Here is an 18,922-nt window from a genome sequence, read left to right on the forward strand (position 1 = left end):
GACCGAAGGGCCCGATCATGGACGAACAGCTCATTCACCTCGCCCGCCGCGCGGGCCTCTCGCCGGACTGGCACGACGCCTTCGGGAAGCCGCGCACCGTGCCGCCCGACAGCCTGCGCGCCATCCTCGCGGCCCTGGACCTGCCCGCCGGCACCCCGGCCCAGATGGACGAAAGCCTCGCGCGCCTCGCCTTGGAGGCCCGCGCGGAGACCCCGCCGCTGGTGACCGCCGACGCGGGCACGCCCGTGTCAGTCCCCCTCGCGGGGCCGGACGGGCCGGTGCGCTACCGCCTGACCCTGGAGGACGGCGGCGTGGTGGAGGGCGAGGCGTCCCGTGACGCGGGCGTGCTCACCGTGCCCGGCCTGGAGCCGCCCGGTTATCACCGTCTGGAAGCGGACGGGGTGGAAACGGTTCTCGCCGTCGCACCGGCCCGCTGCTTCAGCGTGGGGGATGCCGCCGGGCGGGAACAGGCCCGGCTCTGGGGCCTCGCCGTGCAGCTCTATGGCCTGCGCCGTGACGGGGATGGCGGCATCGGCGATTTCACTGCCCTGTCCCAATTGGCGGGCAAGGCCGCTGCGGCGGGGGCGGACGCGCTGGTGCTGAGCCCCATCCATGCGGGCTTTGCCGCCGACCCGCATCATTTCAGCCCCTATGCGCCCTCCAGCCGGCAATTCCTGAACCCGCTTTATGCCGATCCCGGCATGGTGTTCGGCGACGCCGCGCTGGATGCCGCCCGCATGGCAGTGGGCGAGGCCCCGCGCCCGCCGGAGAACGGCTTCGTGGACTGGCCTTCGGCAGGCCCCGCCAAGCTCGCCTTGCTGCGCTACCTGTTCGAGGAAGCCCTTCCCCGATCGGAGGCGCTGAAGGCGGACTTCCGGGCGTTCCGTGACGCGGGCGGGGCGGGCCTGGAAGGCCATGCGCGCTTCGAGGCCATCCATGACAGCCAGTTCCGCGCCGATCCCACCCGCTGGAACTGGCGCAGCTGGGGCGCGGGCCTCACCGACCCGGCGAGCGCGGCGGTGGACGCCTTCGCCCGCCAGAATGCCCCCGAAGTGGCGTTCCACGCCTTCCTGCAATGGGTGGCGGACCGGAGCCTCGCACAGGCCCAGGCGGATGCGCGGGCGGCCGGAATGGCCATCGGCCTCGTGAGCGATCTGGCCGTCGGCACCGATGGCGGCGGCAGCCAGGCCTGGAGCCGTCAGGCGGACATGCTCATCGGCCTCGGCGTCGGCGCGCCGCCGGACCTGCTCAACGGCCTCGGCCAGAATTGGGGCCTCTCGGCCTTCTCCCCCCGCGCTTTGGCGCGCAGCGGCTTTTCCGCCTTCCGCGACATGCTGGGCGCGGTCATGGCCCATGCGGGCGGGGTGCGCATCGACCACATCATGGGCCTGAGGCGCCTCTGGCTGGTGCCGGAGGGCTTCCCGGCCACGGCGGGCGCCTATCTCGCCTATCCGTTCGAGGATCTGGTGCGCCTCGTGGCGCTGGAATCCCACCGCCGCCGCGCCATCGTCATCGGCGAAGATCTCGGCACCGTGCCGGAAGGGTTCCGCGAGGTGCTGGCGGCGCGCGGCATATCGGGCATGAAGGTGCTCTGGTTCGAACGCCACGCCGACGGCGGCTATACCGGCGCGCAGCATTATTCGGCGGAGGCCATCGCCGTCACCGGCACCCATGACCTGCCCACCGTGACGGGCTGGTGGAAGGGCCGGGACATCGACTGGCGGGTGCCGCTGGGTATCGTGGGCGAAGGCCAGGACGAGGCCAGCGAGCGCGCCGCCCGCGCCGAAGACCGGCAAGCCCTGTGGCGCACCATCGCCCCCGAGGGCACAGACCGCCATGCCCCTCCGGAGGCGGGCGAAACGGTGGTGGAAGCGGCTTTGAGCTTCATCGGCCGCACCCCCGCGCCGCTCGCGGTCATCCCGCTCGAGGATGCGCTGGCGCTGGACGAGCAGCCCAACCTGCCGGGCACCGTGGACGAGCATCCCAACTGGCGCCGCCGCCTCGCGCCGGACGCCGACCGCCTGCTGGACGACCCGGCGGTGCGCCATCGCCTGAAGCTGCTGGACGATGCGCGGAGAGGCGCGTGAGCGCGCCCCGCGCCACCGCGCGCCTCCAGTTCCATGCGGGCTTCACCCTGGACGACGCCGTTCCCCTGCTGGACTATCTGTCGGCGCTGGGCATCAGCCATCTCTATGCCTCCCCGCTCCTCACCTCGCGGGCGGGCTCGCACCATGGCTATGACACGGTGGACCACGGCACGCTGGACCCGGACGTGGGCGGGGAAGCCGCCCTCCGCCGCCTCGTGGCCGCGCTGCGGGCCAAGGGCATGGGCCTCGTCCTGGATATCGTGCCCAACCATATGGGGGTCGGCGGCGCCGACAACCGGGTGTGGCTGAACGTGCTGGAATGGGGGCGGGAGAGCGCCCAGGCCGACATGTTCGACATCAACTGGACCCCGGACGATCCTGCCCTCGCAGGCAAGGTGCTCGCGCCCTTCCTGGGCGCGCCCTATGGGGAGGCGCTGCGCACGGGCACGCTGACGCTGGCCTATGACGGCGCGCGCGGCGCCTTCGAGGCGCGCCATTACGAACACGCCTTCCCCATCTGCCCCCGCCAGTATGGGGACATCCTCGCGGGCGCCGCCGATCCCGCCCTCGCCGCGTTCGCGGACGCCTTCGCCGCCGTCCCGCCGGGCCCGGAGGGCAAGGCGCAGGCGGAGGCCCTGAAGGAGCGCCTCGCCCTCGCGGTGGAGGCGGCGGGGCCGGACCTTCTCGCCGCCCCCCTCGCCGCCTTCGACGCAACCCGTCCGGACGGCTGCCGCAGGCTGCATGCTTTGCTGGAGCGGCAGAATTTCCGCCTCGCCTGGTGGCGCACCGCCAATGACGATCTCAACTGGCGCCGCTTCTTCGACATTACCGGCCTCGCGGGTCTCCAGGCGGAACGCCAGGACGTGTTCGAGCAGTCCCACGCCTTGCTGTTCCGCCTCTATGGGGAAGGGCTCGCGGACGGCTTCCGGGTGGACCATGTGGACGGGCTCGCGGACCCCGCCGGCTATTGCCGGCGCATGCGCCGCCGCATGGAGCAGTTGGAGCCCAACCGCCCCGCCGAGGCGCCGCCGGGGGGCTATCTGGTGGTGGAGAAGATCCTCCATCCCGGCGAGCGCCTGCCGGAGGCGTGGCCGGTGGACGGCACCACCGGCTACGACTTCATGGACGAGGTGGCCGCTGTGCTCCATGACGGCGGCGCGGCGGATGCGCTGGAGCATGTGTGGAGCCGCGCGGCGGGCGACGGGACAGCCTATGCCGCCCATCGCGAGGCCGCCCGCCGGCAGGTGCTGCGGGACGGGTTCGGCGCCGAGATGCAGGCCGCCACCCGCGCCCTCCACAAGGTGGCGCAGGCCGATCTCGACACCCGCGACATCACCCGCGCCGCCATCCGGCGCGCCCTCAACGAACTGCTGGTGGCCTTCCCGGTCTATCGCACCTATGCGGACGCCGCCGGGCGCAGCGCGCAGGACTGGGCCTTCATGTCCGAGGCGCTCAGCAAGGCGCGCACGCGGCTCGCGCCCATGGACCATCCGGTGCTGGACCTCCTCGACGGCTGGCTGGGCGGGGAGGCATCGGCCGGGCTTGGAGACATGATGGAGGCGGGGACCCGCGCCTATGCCGTCGCCCGCTTCCAGCAGCTCACCTCGCCCATCGCCGCCAAGTCCATGGAGGATACGCTCTTCTACCGCCATGGCCGGCTGCTCTCGCGCAACGAGGTGGGCTCGGACCCCGGCCATCTCGCCATGTCGCCCGCCGCCTTCCATGCGGCCGCCGCCGCCCGCCGCGCGCGTCTGCCGGGCGCCATGCTGGCCACCGCCACCCATGACCACAAGCGCGGCGAGGATGCCCGCATGCGGCTCGCGGTGCTGAGCGAGATCCCCCGCGAATGGTCGCTGGAGCTGGACGCCCTCATGGCCCTCGCCGCGCCGCTACGGGTGGAACTGCCCGAAGGCCCAGCGCCGGAGCCGCCCGACGAGGTGATGCTCTACCAGACCCTGATCGGCCACTGGCCGCACGCTCTGGAGGCGGAGGACGAAGCGGGGATCGCGGATTATTTCGGCCGTGTGGCCGGCTGGCAAGAAAAGGCGCTGCGGGAGGCCAAGAGGCGCACCAATTGGGTGTTTCCCGACGCGACCTACGAAGACGCCTGTCGCGCCTTCCTTGACGCCGTCGGCGGCCCGCAAGGCGCCGCGCTGCGGGCGCGGCTGTGCGCCTTCGCCCGGCGGCTCGCCCCGGCGGGGGCCGTGAACAGCCTTGCCCAGACCGTGCTCAAGCTCACCGTGCCGGGCGTGCCGGACCTCTATCAGGGCACGGAATTCTGGGACCTCTCTTTGGTGGACCCGGACAATCGCCGCCCGGTGGATTTCGCCGCCCGCGCCCATGCCCTCGGCGAAGGCGCGGACCCCGTGTCGCTCCTGCCCCACTGGCGGGACGGACGGGTGAAGCAGGCCATCCTGGCGCGCCTGCTGGCCGCGCGCGCCGCCGAACCGGCCCTGTTCGCGCAGGGAAGCTACGAGCCCCTGGAGGTGGAGGGACCTGCCGCCGAACGGGTCGTCGCCTTCCTGCGGCGGCATGGTGGGACGACGCTCCTCGTGGTAGCCGCGCGCCTCTCGGCCGCTGCGCTCGGGCCGGATGCCGGACTGCCGCTGGCGCCGCCCGCCGCCTTTGCCGGGACCACGCTGCGCCTGCCGGAAAACCTCCCGCCTTTCACGGACCTGTTGACCGGCGCCCCCCTGCCGGGCGAGGCTTCGTCCGGCGATGTGCCGACGCTCCTGCGCGCCCTTCCCGTGGCGGTTCTCGCCGGGCGGGACGCAGAACAGGAACCCGGCGTTGCCGCGTTCTCGGCACGGACGGAAGCGAGGACAGGATGAGCGCAGGAACCGGCGGGAACACGCCCACCAAGGACCAGCAGGATCGTGAGCTGGACGAAGCGCTGGAAGAGAGCTTTCCGGCGAGCGACCCGCCCGCCTTGACCAATCCCAGCAGCTTCACCGGCGGTGAACCCTCGCCCGAGACGCTGGCGGAACGGGAAAAGGCCGCGCAGGATCGGAAGTTGGACGAGGAACTGGAAGAGAGCTTCCCCGCCAGCGACCCGCCTGCTCTGACCAATCCCTCCAGCTTCACCGGCGCCGAAACGCCGTCCGACAAGGCGGCGGCGGAGAAGGCTGCGCAGGACCGGGAGCTGGATGCGGAACTGGACGACAGCTTTCCGGCCAGCGACCCGCCCAGCCTGCTGCGCAAGCACCATTCGGACGATGCCTGAGGGGCTTTAGAGCCTTTGCGTGTTTGCTGGAAACGTGTGGGCCTGTCGTTACGGGCGCAACGTTCCTCCCTCTCCCCGTGCGGGAGAGGGTTGGGGTGAGGGGGCCACCGTCACGACCGTGGCCGGAAGGGTGCGCCAAGCGGTGCCCACCCCCTGACGCTTCAATCAAATCGCGAAGGGCTCCAGCAGCGGCAGCGCCACGGGCTTCGCCCGCCCCCTCCCCATCCCTCCCCCGCAAGCGGGAGAGGGGGTGGTGTCGTGTGGGAAGACGAGCGGCCCCCCAAAAACCTCACGCAGCCACGGGCCGCGCGCTCATGGTGAGCAGGTCGTAGCGGGCCACCGTCTCGCCATCCTGGTTGAACACTTCCGCGTCCCAGCGCACCTCGCCATATTCCGGCTTGCGGGCGGCCTGCTTCTGCTTGACCGTGAGGCGCACGCGGATGGCGTCGCCCGGCGAGACGGGCTTGAGGAAGCGCAGGGTGTCCAGGCCGTAATTGGCCAGAAGCGGGCCCGGCGCCGGGTCCACGAACAGGCCCGCCGCAAAGGACAGGATCAGGTAGCCGTGCGCCACCCGGCCCGGGAAGAAGGGGTTCGCCTTGGCGGCCTCCTCGTCCATGTGGGCATAGAAGGTGTCGCCGGTGAACTCTGCGAAATGCTCGATATCCTTCAGCGAGATGACGCGCGAGGGCGTCTCCACCGTGTCGCCCACCTTGATGGTGTCGTAGTCGAGCTTGAAGGGGTGGCTCTGCGGCGCGGGAGCCGGAGCGCCCTTGATCCAGCTCTTGGTGAGCGCGGCGAGGCGGCCGGGCGAGCCCTGGAGGGCGGTGCGCTGCATGTAGTGGCTCACGCCGCGCAGGCCGCCCATCTCCTCGCCGCCGCCCGCGCGGCCGGGGCCGCCATGGACGAGGCCGGGGAGCGGCGAGCCGTGGCCGGTGGATTCCTTCGCGCAATCGCGGTCGAGCACCAGCACGCGCCCATTATAGGCGGCGATGCCAAACACCAGCGCCTCGGCCACCGCTTCGTCATAGGTATAGACGGAGGCGACGAGGCTGCCCTCGCCCTTGGCCACCAGCGCCACCGCATCCTCCAGCCCGTCATAGGGCATGAGGGTGGCGACGGGACCGAAAGCCTCGGTCTGGTGGGGCGCGCGGGCGGTGCGCGGGGTCAGGCAGGCCAGCAGGATGGGAGCCATGAAGGCGCCCGCCTCCGCATCCCCGCCCACGGGCGCGACGCTCGCCGGATCACCGAACACGATCTCAGCCTCGGCGGCGATCTCCTCCACCGCCTCGCGCACGCTGGCGCGCTGCGACTGGCTGGCGAGCGGGCCCATGCGCACGTCGTCGCGGCGCGGATCGCCCACCGACACGGCGGCGAGCTGGGTCGAGAGCGCGGCGGCCACCGCGTCCTTCAGGTCGCGCGGCACGAAGATGCGGCGGATGGCGGTGCACTTCTGGCCCGCCTTCACGGTCATCTCGCGCACCACTTCCTTCACGAAGAGGTCGAATTCCGGCGTGCCCTCCACCGCGTCCGTGCCCAGCACCGCGGCGTTCAGGCTGTCGCGCTCGGCGATGAAGCGCACCGCATTCACCGAGACCGCCGGATGGTTGCGCAGCGCCTCCGAGGTGGCGGCCGAACCCGTGAAGGAGAGCACGTCCTGCCCCGTGAGGTGGTCCAGCAGGTCGCCCGTGGAGCCGCAGACGAATTGCAGCGATCCCGCCGGCAGCAGGCCGGAGCCGATCATCAGCTTCACCACGGCCTCGGCCACATAGGAGGTGGCGGTGGCGGGCTTGGTGATGACGGGGACGCCCGCGAGGAAGGCCGGGGCGAACTTCTCCAGCATGCCCCAGCAGGGGAAATTGAAGGCGTTGATATGCACCGCCACGCCGTTCAGCGGGGTGAGGATGTGGGTGCCGACGAAGGTGCCGTTCTTGGACAGGCCCTCGGTGGGCCCTTCCACCACGAAGCGCTCGCTGGGCAGTTCCTTCCGCCCGCGCGAGGCGAAGGCGTAGAGCGTGCCGAAGCCGCCGTCGATGTCGAAGAAATTGTCCCGCTTGGTGGAGCCGGTATCCGCCGAGAGCGCATAGAGCGCCTCCCGATGCTCGCCCAGATATTTGGCGAGCGCCCGCAGGATATCGGCGCGCTGGTGGAAGGTGAGCGCGCGCAGGGTCGGGCCGCCCACAGTGCGGGCATGGTGGACCATGGCGGCGAAGTCGAGCCCCTTGGTGGAGGTGCGCGCCGCCAGTTGCCCGTCAATGGCGCTGGGAATATCCACGAGCCCCTCGGTGGGCGTGAACCAGCGGTCGAGGGCGTAGCTTTCGAGGATCTTGGTCATCACGTATCTCTTCGCGGGTTCCTTGGGCGTCCTTGGGGGGCGTTGCCTCAGGCGTTGGTCTTGCGCCAGGCGGCAAAGCTGCCGCCCGAGCGGGCGAGGTCGATGAGAAGCTGGGAGGGGGCCGAGCCGGCGCCACCGGCGGCATGAGCGGCTTCCACTTCCGCGAGCACGGCGGGAAGGCCCATCTGGTCGGCGGCGAACATGGGGCCGCCCTTCAGGCGCGGGAAGCCGTAGCCGTTGACGAAGGCGAGATCGATGTCGGAGGCCCGCAGCGCGATGCCTTCCTCCAGCTCCTTCGCACCCTCGTTCGCCATCACGCAGACGAGGCGGCGCTGGATCTCCCCGGGCGTGAAGGCGCGCGGCGCGATGCCCCGCTCCGTCCGCACGGCGGCGATGAGGTCGGCGGTGCGGGGATCGAGGCTCTTCTTGCCCGCCGTGTCATAGGCATACCAGCCCGAACCGGTCTTGCGCCCGAGCCGCCCCGCCTCGCACAGCAGATCGGGGATCGTCACATAGCGCTCGTTGGGATCGCGCGTGGCCGCCCGGCGCTTGCGCATGGCGAAGGCGATGTCGAGGCCGGACATGTCGGACACCGCGAAGATGCCCATGGCGAAGCCGTAAGACTCCAGCGCCGCGTCCACCTCTTCCGGGGCGGCGCCGTCTTCCACCAGATATTCCGCGTGGCGGCGATAGACGGCATAGATGCGATTGCCGATGAAGCCGTCGCAATTGCCCGCCACCACCGGCTGCTTGCCGATCTTCTTGGCAAGGCCCAGCGCGGTCGCCAGCACGTCCGGCGCCGTCTTGGCGCCGCGCACCACTTCCAGCAGCTTCATGAGATTGGCGGGCGCGAAGAAGTGCAGCCCCACCACGTCTTCGGGACGCGACGTGAGGTCCGCGATGGCGTCGAGGTCGAGATAGGAGGTGTTGGAGGCCAGCACCGCGCCGGGGCGGACGACCGTGTCCAGGCGGCGGAAGATGTCCGCCTTCACGTCCATGTCCTCGAACGCCGCCTCGATGACGAGATCGACGGCCGACAGGCTGTCCCAGTCGGCGGTGGGGACGAGGCGCGCGAGGCGCTCGTCCACCTGCGCCGCGCTGACCCGTCCGCTCTTCAGCGGCCGGTCATACAGGCCGCGCACGCGGGTCGCGCCCGCCTGGGCGGCGTCTTCGTCGCGCTCCACCAAGGTCACGTTGAGGCCCGCATCCAGCAGGGCCGAGGCGATGCCCGCGCCCATGGTGCCCGCGCCGATGACCGCCACAGAAGCGAAGGGCCGCGCCGCCGCGCCCTCGATGCCGGGCACCTTGCCCGCCTCGCGCTCGGCGAAGAAGAGATGGCGCAGGGCCTTGGCCTCAGAGCTTTCGCGCAAAGCGAGGAAAGCGGCACGCTCGCGGGCGAGCCCGTCGGCGAAGGTGCCTTCGCGGGCCGCGCGGATGACCCGCACCGCCTCGCCGATGGCGGGCTGGCCCTTGGCGCCCTTCAGCGCCGCATCCGCCGCCGCCTGCTCGGCCGCCGCATCGCCCTCAGGCACGGGCAGCGCCGAGAGCGGGCGCTTTTGCGCGGTCGCGGCAAAATCGAGCGCCGCCGCCAGGGGATCGTCGGCCACGGCATCCAGAAGACCGAGGGCATGTGCCTCCTTCGCCTTCAGGATGCGCGCCTCGCAGACGAGCGGAATGGCCGCCGCGATGCCCACGATGCGCGGCAGGCGCTGGGTGCCGCCCGCGCCGGGAATGATGCCGAGCCGCGTCTCGGTGAGGCCCAGCAGCGCCTTGGGGGAGCCGATGCGCGCATCGCAGCCCAGCGCCACTTCCAGGCCCCCGCCCAGGGTCGCGCCGTCAATGGCGGCGATCACCGGCTTGTCCAGGCCCTCGATGGCGGCCACCACGTCCGGCAGGAAGGGTTCGTCCGGCGGCGCGTTCATCTCGCGGATGTCCGCCCCGGCGATGAAGCGCCCCGGCCCGCCGCTGAGCACCACAGCCGTAACGGTGGGGTCGGCCTTGAGGGTCGCCATCGCCTCCACGAGGCCCGTGCGCACGCCCTTGGAGAGGGGGTTCACGGGGGCATAGGCGATCTCCACCACCGCCACGGAGCCGTGGCGGCGCAGGGTGACGGGCGCGGGCGCGGCGTTCATCTCACACCCGCTCGATGAGGGCGGCGATGCCCTGGCCGACGCCGATGCACATGGTGGCCACCGCGCGCTTGCCGCCGCGGGCCTCCAGGGCGCTCACCGCCGTCATGGCGAGGCGCGCGCCGGACATGCCCAGCGGATGGCCGAGCGCGATGGCCCCGCCATGGGGGTTCACATGATCCGCATCGTCCGGCAGGCCCAGCTGGCGCAGCACGGCCAGCGCCTGGGAGGCGAACGCCTCGTTCAGCTCGATGAGGTCGATATCGTCCAGCGCCAGCTTGTTCTTCTCCAGCAGCTTCAGCGTCGCCGGGGCCGGGCCGATGCCCATGATGCGCGGCGGCACGCCCGCCTGCACCACGGAGATGACGCGGGCGCGGGGCGTGAGGCCATAGCGCTTCACCGCCTCTTCCGAAGCGATGATGAGCGCGCCCGCCCCGTCATTGACGCCCGAGGCATTGCCCGCCGTCACCGAGCCACCCTCCTTGCGGAAGGGGGTCTTCAGCGCCGCCAGCTGCTCCAGCGTGGTGTCGCCGCGCGGATGCTCGTCCTTATCCACGACGGTGACCGCGCCCTTCTTGCCCTTGATCTCGATGGGCGCGATCTCGCGGGCGAAGAAGCCCGCCTCCTGCGCCGCCTTGGCGCGCTGCTGGGAGCGGTAGGCGAACAGGTCCTGGTCGGCGCGCGAGATCTGGAAATCGGCGGCCACGTTCTCGCCGGTCTCCGGCATGGAATCCACGCCGTACTGGGCCTTCATCAGCGGGTTCACGAAGCGCCAGCCGATGGTGGTGTCATAGATCTCCGCCTGGCGGGAGAAGGCTTCGGTGGCCTTGCCTTGGACGAAGGGCGCGCGGGTCATGCTCTCCACGCCGCCCGCGATGATGAGGTCGGCATCCCCCGTCATGATGGCGCGCGCGCCGATGCCCACGGCGTCGAGGCCCGAGCCGCACAGGCGGTTCACGGTGGTGCCGGGCGCGCTCACCGGCAGGCCGGCCAGCAGCGCCGCCATGCGGGCCACGTCGCGATTGTCCTCGCCCGCCTGGTTGGCGCAGCCCAGGATCACGTCGTCCACCGCCTCCCAGTCGATGCCGGGATTGCGCGCCTTCAGCACGCGGATGGGATGGGCGGCCAGATCGTCGGCGCGCACATCCTTGAGCGCGCCGGCATAGCGGCCGATGGGCGTGCGCGCGAAATCGCAGATATAAGCGTGCGTCATGACGATCTCCGGGAAGAGGGATGAAGGCGGGGAAGCGCCGGGGAGGCGGATGTACAGCCGGAGCCTGCGCGCGCGCCAGTCCGGCACCCCTCGCGCATCGACGCGGCTCGCCGAGCCTGCCGTGCCTTGCCCATGCCATCCTCCCTGCGGCGAAGCATTCTCGCTCGTGTTGACAAGCGTGCCCCTTGAGCTAAAGATTAACCGATCGATCGGTTAATTCAAGAGCCCATACCACGGGCCATATGGGAGGAAAGAGTGGATAGCGTCCTATTGGTGGACCGCCGCGACGGCTGGACCGTGCTGACCCTGAACCGGCCGGATCGCCTCAATTCCTTCAATGAAGAGCTGCACCTCGCGCTGCGCGCCGCCCTCGACGAGGCCGCCGCTGACGAGAGCTGCCGGGCCGTGCTGCTGACCGGCGCCGGGCGCGGTTTCTGCGCGGGCCAGGATCTCTCCGCCCGCGCCGGCCTCACCGAGGCGCCGGACCTCGGCGCCACCATCGAGACCTTCTACAATCCGCTCGTGCGCCGCATCCGCGCGCTGAAGAAGCCCGTCATCTGCGCCGTCAACGGCGTGGCGGCGGGCGCGGGCGCGAACCTCGCCTTCGCCTGCGACATCGTGCTGGCGGCGAAATCCGCCAAGTTCATCCAGGCCTTCTCCAAGATCGGCCTCGTGCCCGATTCGGGCGGCACCTTCTTCCTACCGCGCCTCGTGGGCGATGCCCGCGCCCGCGCGCTCATGCTGCTGGCCGAGCCGGTCTCCGCCACCCAGGCCGCCGAATGGGGCATGGTGTGGAAGGCGATCGAGGATGCCGACCTCATGGCGGAAGCGGAAAAGCTCGCCGCCCATCTCGCCACCCAGCCCACCTATGGCCTCGCCCTCACCAAGCAGGCGCTGAACGAGAGCGCGGGCAACACGCTGGACACCCAGCTGGACCTGGAGCGCGACCTGCAGCGTCAGGCCGGCCGCTCGCCCGATTATGCCGAGGGCACCAAGGCCTTCATGGAGAAGCGCACCCCCAATTTCACGGGCCGCGCGACATGAGCGACGCCGAAACCCTCCGCACAGAGACCCTGCGCTCGCCCGACGAGATCGCGCGCCTGTGCGCGGAAACCATGTGGAAGACCGACGGCGCCAGCCAGGGCCTCGGCGTCGAGATCCGCGAGATCGCGGCGGGCCGCGCCGTGCTCGCCATGCGCCTCGCCGACCACATGGTGAACGGCCACGGCTCCGCCCATGGCGGCTACATCTTCGCGCTGGCGGACAGTGCTTTCGCCTTCGCCTGCAATACCTATGACGAGCGCACCGTGGCGGCGCACTGCTCCATCAGCTTCCTGCGGCCCGGCAAGCGCGGCCACGAACTGGTGGCCACGGCCCGCGAAGTGACCCGCGCCGGGCGCTCGGGCATCTACGACATCAGCGTGACCCAGGACGGGGTGCTGATCGCCGAATTCCGCGGACATTCGCGGTCCATCGGCGGCGCGATCATCCCGCAGGACGAGAAAATCAGGGATTAAGCGGAGGAGACGATGAACATGGTGCCCGCAGCCAAAAGCTTTGAAGGCGATGTGCGCGGTGGCCTCGACGCCGCCGAGCGCGCCTCCCGCGACGAGATCATGGCGCTCCAGCGCCAGCGCCTCGCCTGGTCGCTCAAGCACGCCTACGAGAACGTGCCGCACTACCGCCAGCAGTTCGACGCGGCGGGCGTGCACCCGGACGATTTCAAGGATCTGTCCGACCTCGCCAAGTTCCCCTTCACCGTGAAGAAGGACCTGCGCGACAATTATCCCTTCGGCCTGTTCGCCGTGCCGCGCGAGAAGCTGGCGCGCATCCATGGCTCGTCGGGCACCACGGGCAAGCCCATCGTGGTGGGCTATACCGCCGGCGACATCGACATGTGGGCCAATGTGATGGCCCGCTCCATCCGCGCGGCGGGCGCGCGCCCCGGCATGATGGTGCATGTGGCCTATGGCTACGGCCTGTTCACCGGGGGCCTGGGCGCCCATTACGGCGTGGAGCGGCTGGGCTGCACGGTCATCCCCATGTCGGGCGGCATGACCGAGCGGCAGGTGCAGCTCATCCATGACTTCAAGCCCGAAGTCATCATGGTGACGCCGAGCTACATGCTGGCCATCCAGGACGGCTTCGCCAAGGCCGGCCTCGACCCGCGCGAAAGCTCGCTGAAATACGGCATCTTCGGCGCCGAGCCCTGGACCAACTCCATGCGGGTTGAGATCGAGAAGGCGTTCGCCATGGACGCCACCGACATTTACGGCCTCTCCGAGGTGATCGGCCCCGGCGTCGCGCAGGAATGCGTGGAGACCAAGGACGGCCTGCATATCTGGGAAGACCACTTCTACCCGGAGATCATCGACCCGGTGACCGGCGAAGTGCTGCCGGAAGGCTCCAAGGGCGAGTTGGTCTTCACCTCCCTCACCAAGGAGGCGTTCCCGGTCATCCGCTATCGCACCCGCGACCTCACCCGCCTGATGCCCGGCACGGCGCGGCCCGGCATGCGGCGCATGGAGAAGGTCACCGGCCGCTCGGACGACATGATGATCCTGCGCGGGGTGAACGTGTTCCCCACCCAGATCGAGGAAGCCCTGCTCGCCACCGAATGGTGCGCCGGCCACTTCCAGATCGAGCTGACCCGCCGCGGCCGCATGGACGAGATGACCATCCATGCGGAGGCCCGCGAGGAGCATTGGGACGGCGAGGGCCTCACCGCCCATGCCGAACGGCTCATCCACCGCATCAAGGCTACCGTGGGCATCAGCACCCGCGTGAACATCCAGGCTCCCGGCTCCATCGAGCGCTCCGCCGGCAAGGCCAAGCGCGTGGTGGACAACCGCCCGAAGGAGTGAGGGCGTCCCGTCTTCAAGGCGGCAGGCCCCATTTCCCCTCCCAACCCTCCCCCGCACGCGGGAGAGGGCGGGACAGGCCGGGCGATCCGGCAGCGCCCGGCGGCCTCAGCCCGTGACGAATTCCTGGCGCATGGGCGTGAACACGTCGATCAGCACCCCCGGCTCGATGCAGATGGAGCCGTGCCAGAGGCCGGAGGGCACGTAGAAGCTGTCGCCCGCCTTCAGCCGCGCGGTCTTGCCGTCCACGGTGATGTCGAACACCCCGCTCTCCACGGACGTGATCTGCACATGGGGATGGTCGTGGAACACGCCGCACGGCCCCGCCTCGGTGCACACCACGCGCACCAGCATGATCTCGTCATTATAGGTGAGGATCTGCCGCTCCACATTGTCCGTGATGGTTTCCACGGGTGTGGTATCGGCGAAGCCGAAATACTGGCCCTTCTGGGACATGATCTTCTCCTTCAGCGGGCAAGCCAGCCGCCATCCACCGGCAGCACCACGCCATGCACATAGCTGGCGGCGGACGAGGCCAGGAACACCGCCGCCCCGCCCAGTTCCGAGGGCTGGCCCCAATGGCCCGCCGGGATGCGGGCGAGGATGTCGGCATTGCGCTTGGGGTCTTCGCGCAGGGCCTGCGTATTGTTGGTGACGAAATAGCCGGGCGCGATGGCGTTCACATTGATGCCCCGGCCCGCCCACTCGCAGGCGAGCAGGCGCGTCAGCCCCGCAAGGCCGCTCTTGCTGGCCGTGTAGGAGGGGATGCGGATGCCGCCCTGGAAGGAGAGCAGCGAGGCGATGTTGATGACCTTGCCGCCCTGCCCGTCCGCGATCCAGCCGCGCGCGAAAGCCTGGGTGAGGAAGAAGGCGGACTTCAAGTTCACGTCCATCACCGCATCCCAGTCGGCTTCCGTGAAGTCGATGGCGTCGGCGCGGCGGATGATGCCCGCATTGTTCACGAGGATGTCCACCCGCCCCCCGGCGGTGGCTTCCGCCACGATGCGCTCAACGGGTTCCAGGGAGCCGAGGTCCGCCTGAACCTCCACGAAGCTGCTGCCCACATCCGTGACGCCCCGCCGCGTCTCCTCCATGGAGGAACGGCCCACCGCGACGATGTCCGCCCCCGCTCCCGCCAGAGCGAACGCGATGGCCTGGCCGAGGCCGGTATTGGCCCCGGTGACCAGCGCCCGCTTCCCCGAAAGGTCGAAGGGGCTCATCGCAGCGTGTCCATGGCCACCATGTCCATGTCCGTATAGTCGATATTGTCGCCGCCCATGCCCCAGATGAAGGTGTAGGCGCGGGTGCCGACGCCGGAATGGATGGACCAGGGCGGGGAGAGCACCGCCTGCCCGTCCGCCACCACCAGATGGCGCGTCTCGGTGGGCTCGCCCATGAGGTGGATGACGCGGGCGTCGGCGGCCACGTCGAAATAGAGATAGACCTCCGAGCGCCGGTCATGGACGTGGCACGGCATGGTGTTCCAGGTATTGCCCTCGGCGAGCTGGGTCATGCCCATGACCAGCTGGCAGGACTTCACCACGTCCGGGTGGATCATCTGGTAGATGGTGCGCTTGTTGCAGGTGGCCTGGTCGCCCAGCTCCATGCTCTTGGCCTCACCGATCTTCACCACCTTGGTCTCGTAGCGGGCGTGGGCGGGCGTGGAGAGCAGGTAGAAGCGCGCCGGATGGTCCGGATCGTCGGAGAGGAAGGACACGTCCTTCGTGCCCATGGCCACATAGAGCGCGTCGCGATGGCCGAGCGCATAGGTCTCGCCGTCCGCCTCCACCTTGCCGGGCCCGCCGATATTGAACACGCCCAGTTCCCGCCGATCGAGGAAGTTGGGCGAGCCGATGGTGGCCTTGTCGCTCTCCAGCTTCAGCGGCGAGGCCACGGGCATCGCGCCGCCCACCACGAAGCGCTCGATATGGGAATAAGCGAGCTGCACGGTGGCGGGCTGGAACAGGCCCTCGATGAGGAAATTGGCGCGCAAATCGTCCGTGTCGAAGAAGCGCACGGCTTCCGGGTGATGCACATGGCGCACGTCGGTGATCATGGGAAATCCTCGCGGATGATGGCCGCCGCTCAGCGGAACAAGGAGGGCAGCCAGAGGGAAACGGCGGGCACGTAGGTGACGACCATGAGCACCGCGACGGAGGCGCCGAAGAAGGGCCAGATGGTCTTCATGGCCTCGCCTATGGAGATCTTGCCCACCGCGCAGCCCACGAACAGCACCGAGCCCACGGGCGGCGTGTTGAGGCCGATGCCGGCATTCAGGATCAGGATGATGCCGAACTGCACCGGATCGATCCCGAACGCCTTGATGAGCGGCAGGAAGATGGGGGTGCAGATGATGATCATCGGCGCCATGTCCATGAAGGTGCCGAGCACCAGCAGGATGATGTTGATGAGCAGCAGGATGACGTACTTGTTGTCCGACACCGACTGCATCAGCTCGATGGTGGCCTTGGGCACCTGCAGGAAGGCCATGAGCCAGCCGAACGCCCCGGCGGTGCCGATGACGAGGAGCACCATGGCGGTGGTGCGCACCGCGCCCAGCGTCGCATGGACGAAGGACGACCAGTCGAGCCCGCGATACACCAGGAGCGTCACCAGCAGCGCGTAGATGACCGCGATGCAGGAGCTTTCCGTGGCCGTGAACACGCCCGAGCGCACGCCGCCGAAGATGATGGCGATGAGCACGATGCCCGGCAGCGCGCCGATGACCGCCCGCAGCACGCCGTACCAGCCGGGGAAGACGCCAGCGGGATAGCCGCGATTGCGCGCCACCACATAGGCCGTGATCATCAGCGCCGCCGCCAGCAGCATGCCGGGGATGATGCCCGCCGTGAACAGGTCGGCGATGGAGATCGTCCCGCCCGCCGACAGCGAGTAGATGATCATGTTGTGGGAGGGGGGCACCAGCAGCGCGATGATGGCGGCATTCACCGTCACGTTCACCGCGAAGTCCTTGGCATAGCCGTGCTTGGCCATCTGCGGGATCATGATGCCGCCGATGGCGGAGGCATCCGCCACCGCCGAGCCGGACACGCCGCCGAACAGGAAGGACGCCACCACGTTCACCTGGCCGAGGCCGCCGCGCAGATGGCCGACCAAGGCGGCCGCCATGCCGATGAGCCGGTCGGCGATGCCGCCGCGCATCATCAGGTCGCCGGCGAAGATGAAGAACGGAATCGCCAGCATGGAGAAGGCGTTCATGTTCGAATTGATCTGCTGGAACACCACCACGGGCGGCAGGCCCATATAGAGGACGGTGGCCAGCGAGGCGATGCCGAGGCAGAAGGCGACGGGCGTGCCGATGAGGAGCAGCGTCGTGAAGACGCCGAAGAGGACGGTCATGGCCATGGGAGGGCTCCGGGCCTTCAGTCGATGGGGTGCTCGGTGCCGAGCGGAACCTCGGCCACCTTCGGGGTCGTGAGATCGGTGACGAGCCGCTCCAGCGAGAACAGCGCCATCAGCGCGCCGCCGCCCACGAGCGGCAGGTAGTCCATGCCCTGGGGCACATCGATGCCCGCCATCTTGGCGCTCCATGTGCCCATGGCGAGCAGCCAGCCGTACCAGGCCATGGCGATGCCGAAGCCGATGATCAGCAGGTGCGTGGTGATCTCCATGGCGCGCCGCAGCGGCGGGGTGGCGAAGTGCAGGCCGATCTCGAAGCCGAGATGGTCGCCTTCCTTCACGCCCACCGCCGCGCCGAGCAGGATGAACCAGCTCATGAGCAGCAGGGAGAAGGGCTCCGTCCAGCTGGGGGAGTCGTTCAGGAGATAGCGGCCCGTCACCTGCCATGCGACGGCAACGGTCATAACCAGGAGGCCGATGCCGGAGATCCACAAAGCGGCGCGGCTGAGCCAGCGCACCACGAAGCGGAGGGTGAGCAAGGCGGGATGAGGAGCGGTATGGGACGCCATGGCGCTCTGCCTTTGGAGGGTCGTCAGTGTCAGGGGATGAGGTGTGCCGGCGTTCGCGGCCCGGCGCAGGGCGCCGGGCCGGCGCGCTGGATCACTGCACGGCGCGGATGCGCTCCACGAGGCTCTTCATCTCGGGGGTGGTGACGAACTTGTCGTAGACCGGCTTCATCGCGTCGATGAAGGGCTGCTTGTCCACCTCGTTGATCTGCGCGCCGCCCTTGATCACGATCGCCTTGGCGTCCGCGTCGCGCTTGGCCCACAGCTCGCGCATCTTGAGGGTGGCCGCCTTGCCCGCTTCCTTGAACAGCGCCTTGTCGGCAGCGGAGAGCTTGTCCCAGCTCATCTTCGACATGACGAACACTTCCGGCGCCATGGAATGCTCGGTGAGCGAGAAATACTTCGCCACCTCGTAATGCTTCACGGACTCATAGGAGGGGAAGTTGTTCTCCGCCCCGTCCACGAGGCCGGTCTGCAGCGCGGAATACAGCTCGCCGAACGGCATGGGCGTCGCATTGGCGCCGAGCGCGTTGATCATGGCGATGAAGAGGTCCGACTGCTGGACGCGGATCTTCATGCCCTTCATGTCGGCCAGCGTCTTGATGGGGCGCTTGGAATTGTACATGGAGCGCGCGCCGGAATCGAAGAAGCCCAGCACCACGAGGCCGTGCGGCTCGAACGCCTTGGCGATCTCCTCGCCCAGCGGCCCGTCCACCACCTTGTACATGTGCTGCACGTCGCGGAACAGGAAGGGCAGGCCCAGCACGGCGGTCTGGGGAATGAGATTGTTGAAGGGCGCGGTGTTCACGCGGTTCAGGTCGATGACCCCGAAGCGGGTCTGCTCGATGGTCTCCTTCTCGCCGCCCAGCTGGCCGGCGAAGAACACCTGAACCTTGAACTTGCCGTTGGTCTTCTTTTCGAGTTCCTGCCCGAAATACTTCACCGCCTCGACGGTGGGATATCCATCGGGATGGATGTCGGCGGAGCGCAGCGTCACGCTTTGGGCCTGAGCCGAGGCGAGCGGCGCGATGGAAAGGGCAGCAGCCAGCGCGAGCGCGCGGCGACGGGTCAGCATGAGCGTTCTCCCTAGATGAACTTCTATGTCTTTTTCCCAGCCGGCCTTGGGGCCATGTTCTTGTTGGGATCGCTTC

At 69.4% G+C, this 18,922-nt stretch carries 15 protein-coding genes; 6 read left to right on the forward strand and 9 right to left on the reverse strand.

What is annotated here, in order from left to right:
* The first annotated feature begins 17 nt into the window (after positions 1 to 17).
* The 3 genes from malQ to EJJ38_RS20655 are packed head-to-tail and all read left to right on the forward strand — an operon-like array spanning position 18 to position 5,310.
* Positions 18 to 2,087 (forward strand): 4-alpha-glucanotransferase, encoded by a 2,070-nt coding sequence (gene malQ, locus EJJ38_RS14005; RefSeq protein ID WP_127090753.1) that lies wholly within the window; start codon positions 18 to 20, stop codon positions 2,085 to 2,087.
* Complete coding sequence (gene treY / locus EJJ38_RS14010; RefSeq protein WP_127090754.1) at positions 2,084 to 4,918, forward strand: malto-oligosyltrehalose synthase; 2,835 nt, start codon at positions 2,084 to 2,086, stop codon at positions 4,916 to 4,918. Before malQ ends, treY begins: the two co-directional genes overlap by 4 nt.
* Positions 4,915 to 5,310 carry a hypothetical protein gene (locus EJJ38_RS20655; RefSeq protein WP_245454249.1) on the forward strand — a complete coding sequence of 132 codons (396 nt, stop codon included), beginning with the start codon at positions 4,915 to 4,917 and terminating at the stop codon, positions 5,308 to 5,310. The genes treY and EJJ38_RS20655 overlap by 4 nt, the downstream gene beginning before the upstream one ends.
* A 289-nt stretch (positions 5,311 to 5,599) precedes the next feature.
* Here the strand turns inward: EJJ38_RS20655 and paaZ are convergent, their stop codons facing one another.
* From paaZ to pcaF, 3 genes are read right to left on the reverse strand one after another with little or no spacing between them, the layout of a single operon-like run.
* Entirely contained in the window at positions 5,600 to 7,642 is a 2,043-nt protein-coding gene (gene paaZ / locus EJJ38_RS14020; RefSeq protein WP_127090755.1) for a phenylacetic acid degradation bifunctional protein PaaZ, read from the reverse strand.
* A 47-nt stretch (positions 7,643 to 7,689) separates the two neighbouring features.
* Positions 7,690 to 9,774 (reverse strand): FAD-dependent oxidoreductase, encoded by a 2,085-nt coding sequence (locus tag EJJ38_RS14025; protein WP_127090756.1) that lies wholly within the window; start codon positions 9,772 to 9,774, stop codon positions 7,690 to 7,692.
* Position 9,775: 1 nt separating this feature from the next.
* Positions 9,776 to 10,984, reverse strand: a complete 1,209-nt coding sequence (gene pcaF, locus EJJ38_RS14030; protein WP_127090757.1) for a 3-oxoadipyl-CoA thiolase — start codon at positions 10,982 to 10,984, stop codon at positions 9,776 to 9,778.
* Between the two features lie 255 nt (positions 10,985 to 11,239).
* Between pcaF and paaG the strand changes: the two genes are divergently transcribed.
* Genes paaG through paaK form a run of 3 tightly spaced genes read left to right on the forward strand, consistent with a single transcriptional unit; the run spans position 11,240 to position 13,848 of the window.
* A complete protein-coding gene (gene paaG / locus EJJ38_RS14035) occupies positions 11,240 to 12,028 on the forward strand; it encodes a 2-(1,2-epoxy-1,2-dihydrophenyl)acetyl-CoA isomerase PaaG (protein WP_127090758.1) in 789 nt (262 codons plus the stop codon).
* Positions 12,025 to 12,501, forward strand: a complete 477-nt coding sequence (gene paaI, locus EJJ38_RS14040; RefSeq protein ID WP_127090759.1) for a hydroxyphenylacetyl-CoA thioesterase PaaI — start codon at positions 12,025 to 12,027, stop codon at positions 12,499 to 12,501. Before paaG ends, paaI begins: the two co-directional genes overlap by 4 nt.
* 18 nt (positions 12,502 to 12,519) lie before the next feature.
* The gene (paaK, locus tag EJJ38_RS14045) at positions 12,520 to 13,848 is read left to right on the forward strand and encodes a phenylacetate--CoA ligase PaaK (protein WP_127091075.1); all 1,329 of its coding nucleotides are present in this window, start codon (positions 12,520 to 12,522) and stop codon (positions 13,846 to 13,848) included.
* 105 nt (positions 13,849 to 13,953) lie between these two features.
* Here the strand turns inward: paaK and EJJ38_RS14050 are convergent, their stop codons facing one another.
* The 6 genes from EJJ38_RS14050 to EJJ38_RS14075 form a co-directional block, all read right to left on the reverse strand.
* Positions 13,954 to 14,301, reverse strand: a complete 348-nt coding sequence (locus EJJ38_RS14050) for a cupin domain-containing protein (RefSeq protein ID WP_127090760.1) — start codon at positions 14,299 to 14,301, stop codon at positions 13,954 to 13,956.
* 11 nt (positions 14,302 to 14,312) lie between these two features.
* Positions 14,313 to 15,065: a 2-dehydro-3-deoxy-D-gluconate 5-dehydrogenase KduD gene (kduD, locus tag EJJ38_RS14055; protein ID WP_127090761.1), complete on the reverse strand. Its 753-nt coding sequence runs from the start codon at positions 15,063 to 15,065 to the stop codon at positions 14,313 to 14,315.
* Complete coding sequence (kduI, locus tag EJJ38_RS14060) at positions 15,062 to 15,901, reverse strand: 5-dehydro-4-deoxy-D-glucuronate isomerase (protein WP_127090762.1); 840 nt, start codon at positions 15,899 to 15,901, stop codon at positions 15,062 to 15,064. Before kduI ends, kduD begins: the two co-directional genes overlap by 4 nt.
* A gap of 29 nt (positions 15,902 to 15,930) precedes the next feature.
* Complete coding sequence (locus tag EJJ38_RS14065; RefSeq protein WP_127090763.1) at positions 15,931 to 17,211, reverse strand: TRAP transporter large permease; 1,281 nt, start codon at positions 17,209 to 17,211, stop codon at positions 15,931 to 15,933.
* Between the two features lie 17 nt (positions 17,212 to 17,228).
* Positions 17,229 to 17,774 carry a TRAP transporter small permease gene (locus EJJ38_RS14070; RefSeq protein WP_127090764.1) on the reverse strand — a complete coding sequence of 182 codons (546 nt, stop codon included), beginning with the start codon at positions 17,772 to 17,774 and terminating at the stop codon, positions 17,229 to 17,231.
* A 91-nt stretch (positions 17,775 to 17,865) separates the two neighbouring features.
* On the reverse strand, positions 17,866 to 18,846 hold the full coding sequence (locus EJJ38_RS14075; RefSeq protein ID WP_127090765.1) for a TRAP transporter substrate-binding protein: 981 nt from the start codon (positions 18,844 to 18,846) through the stop codon (positions 17,866 to 17,868).
* Positions 18,847 to 18,922 lie beyond the last annotated feature (76 nt).

Source organism: Aquabacter cavernae, from assembly GCF_003993795.1.
Taxonomy (GTDB): Bacteria; Pseudomonadota; Alphaproteobacteria; order Rhizobiales; family Xanthobacteraceae; genus Aquabacter; species Aquabacter cavernae.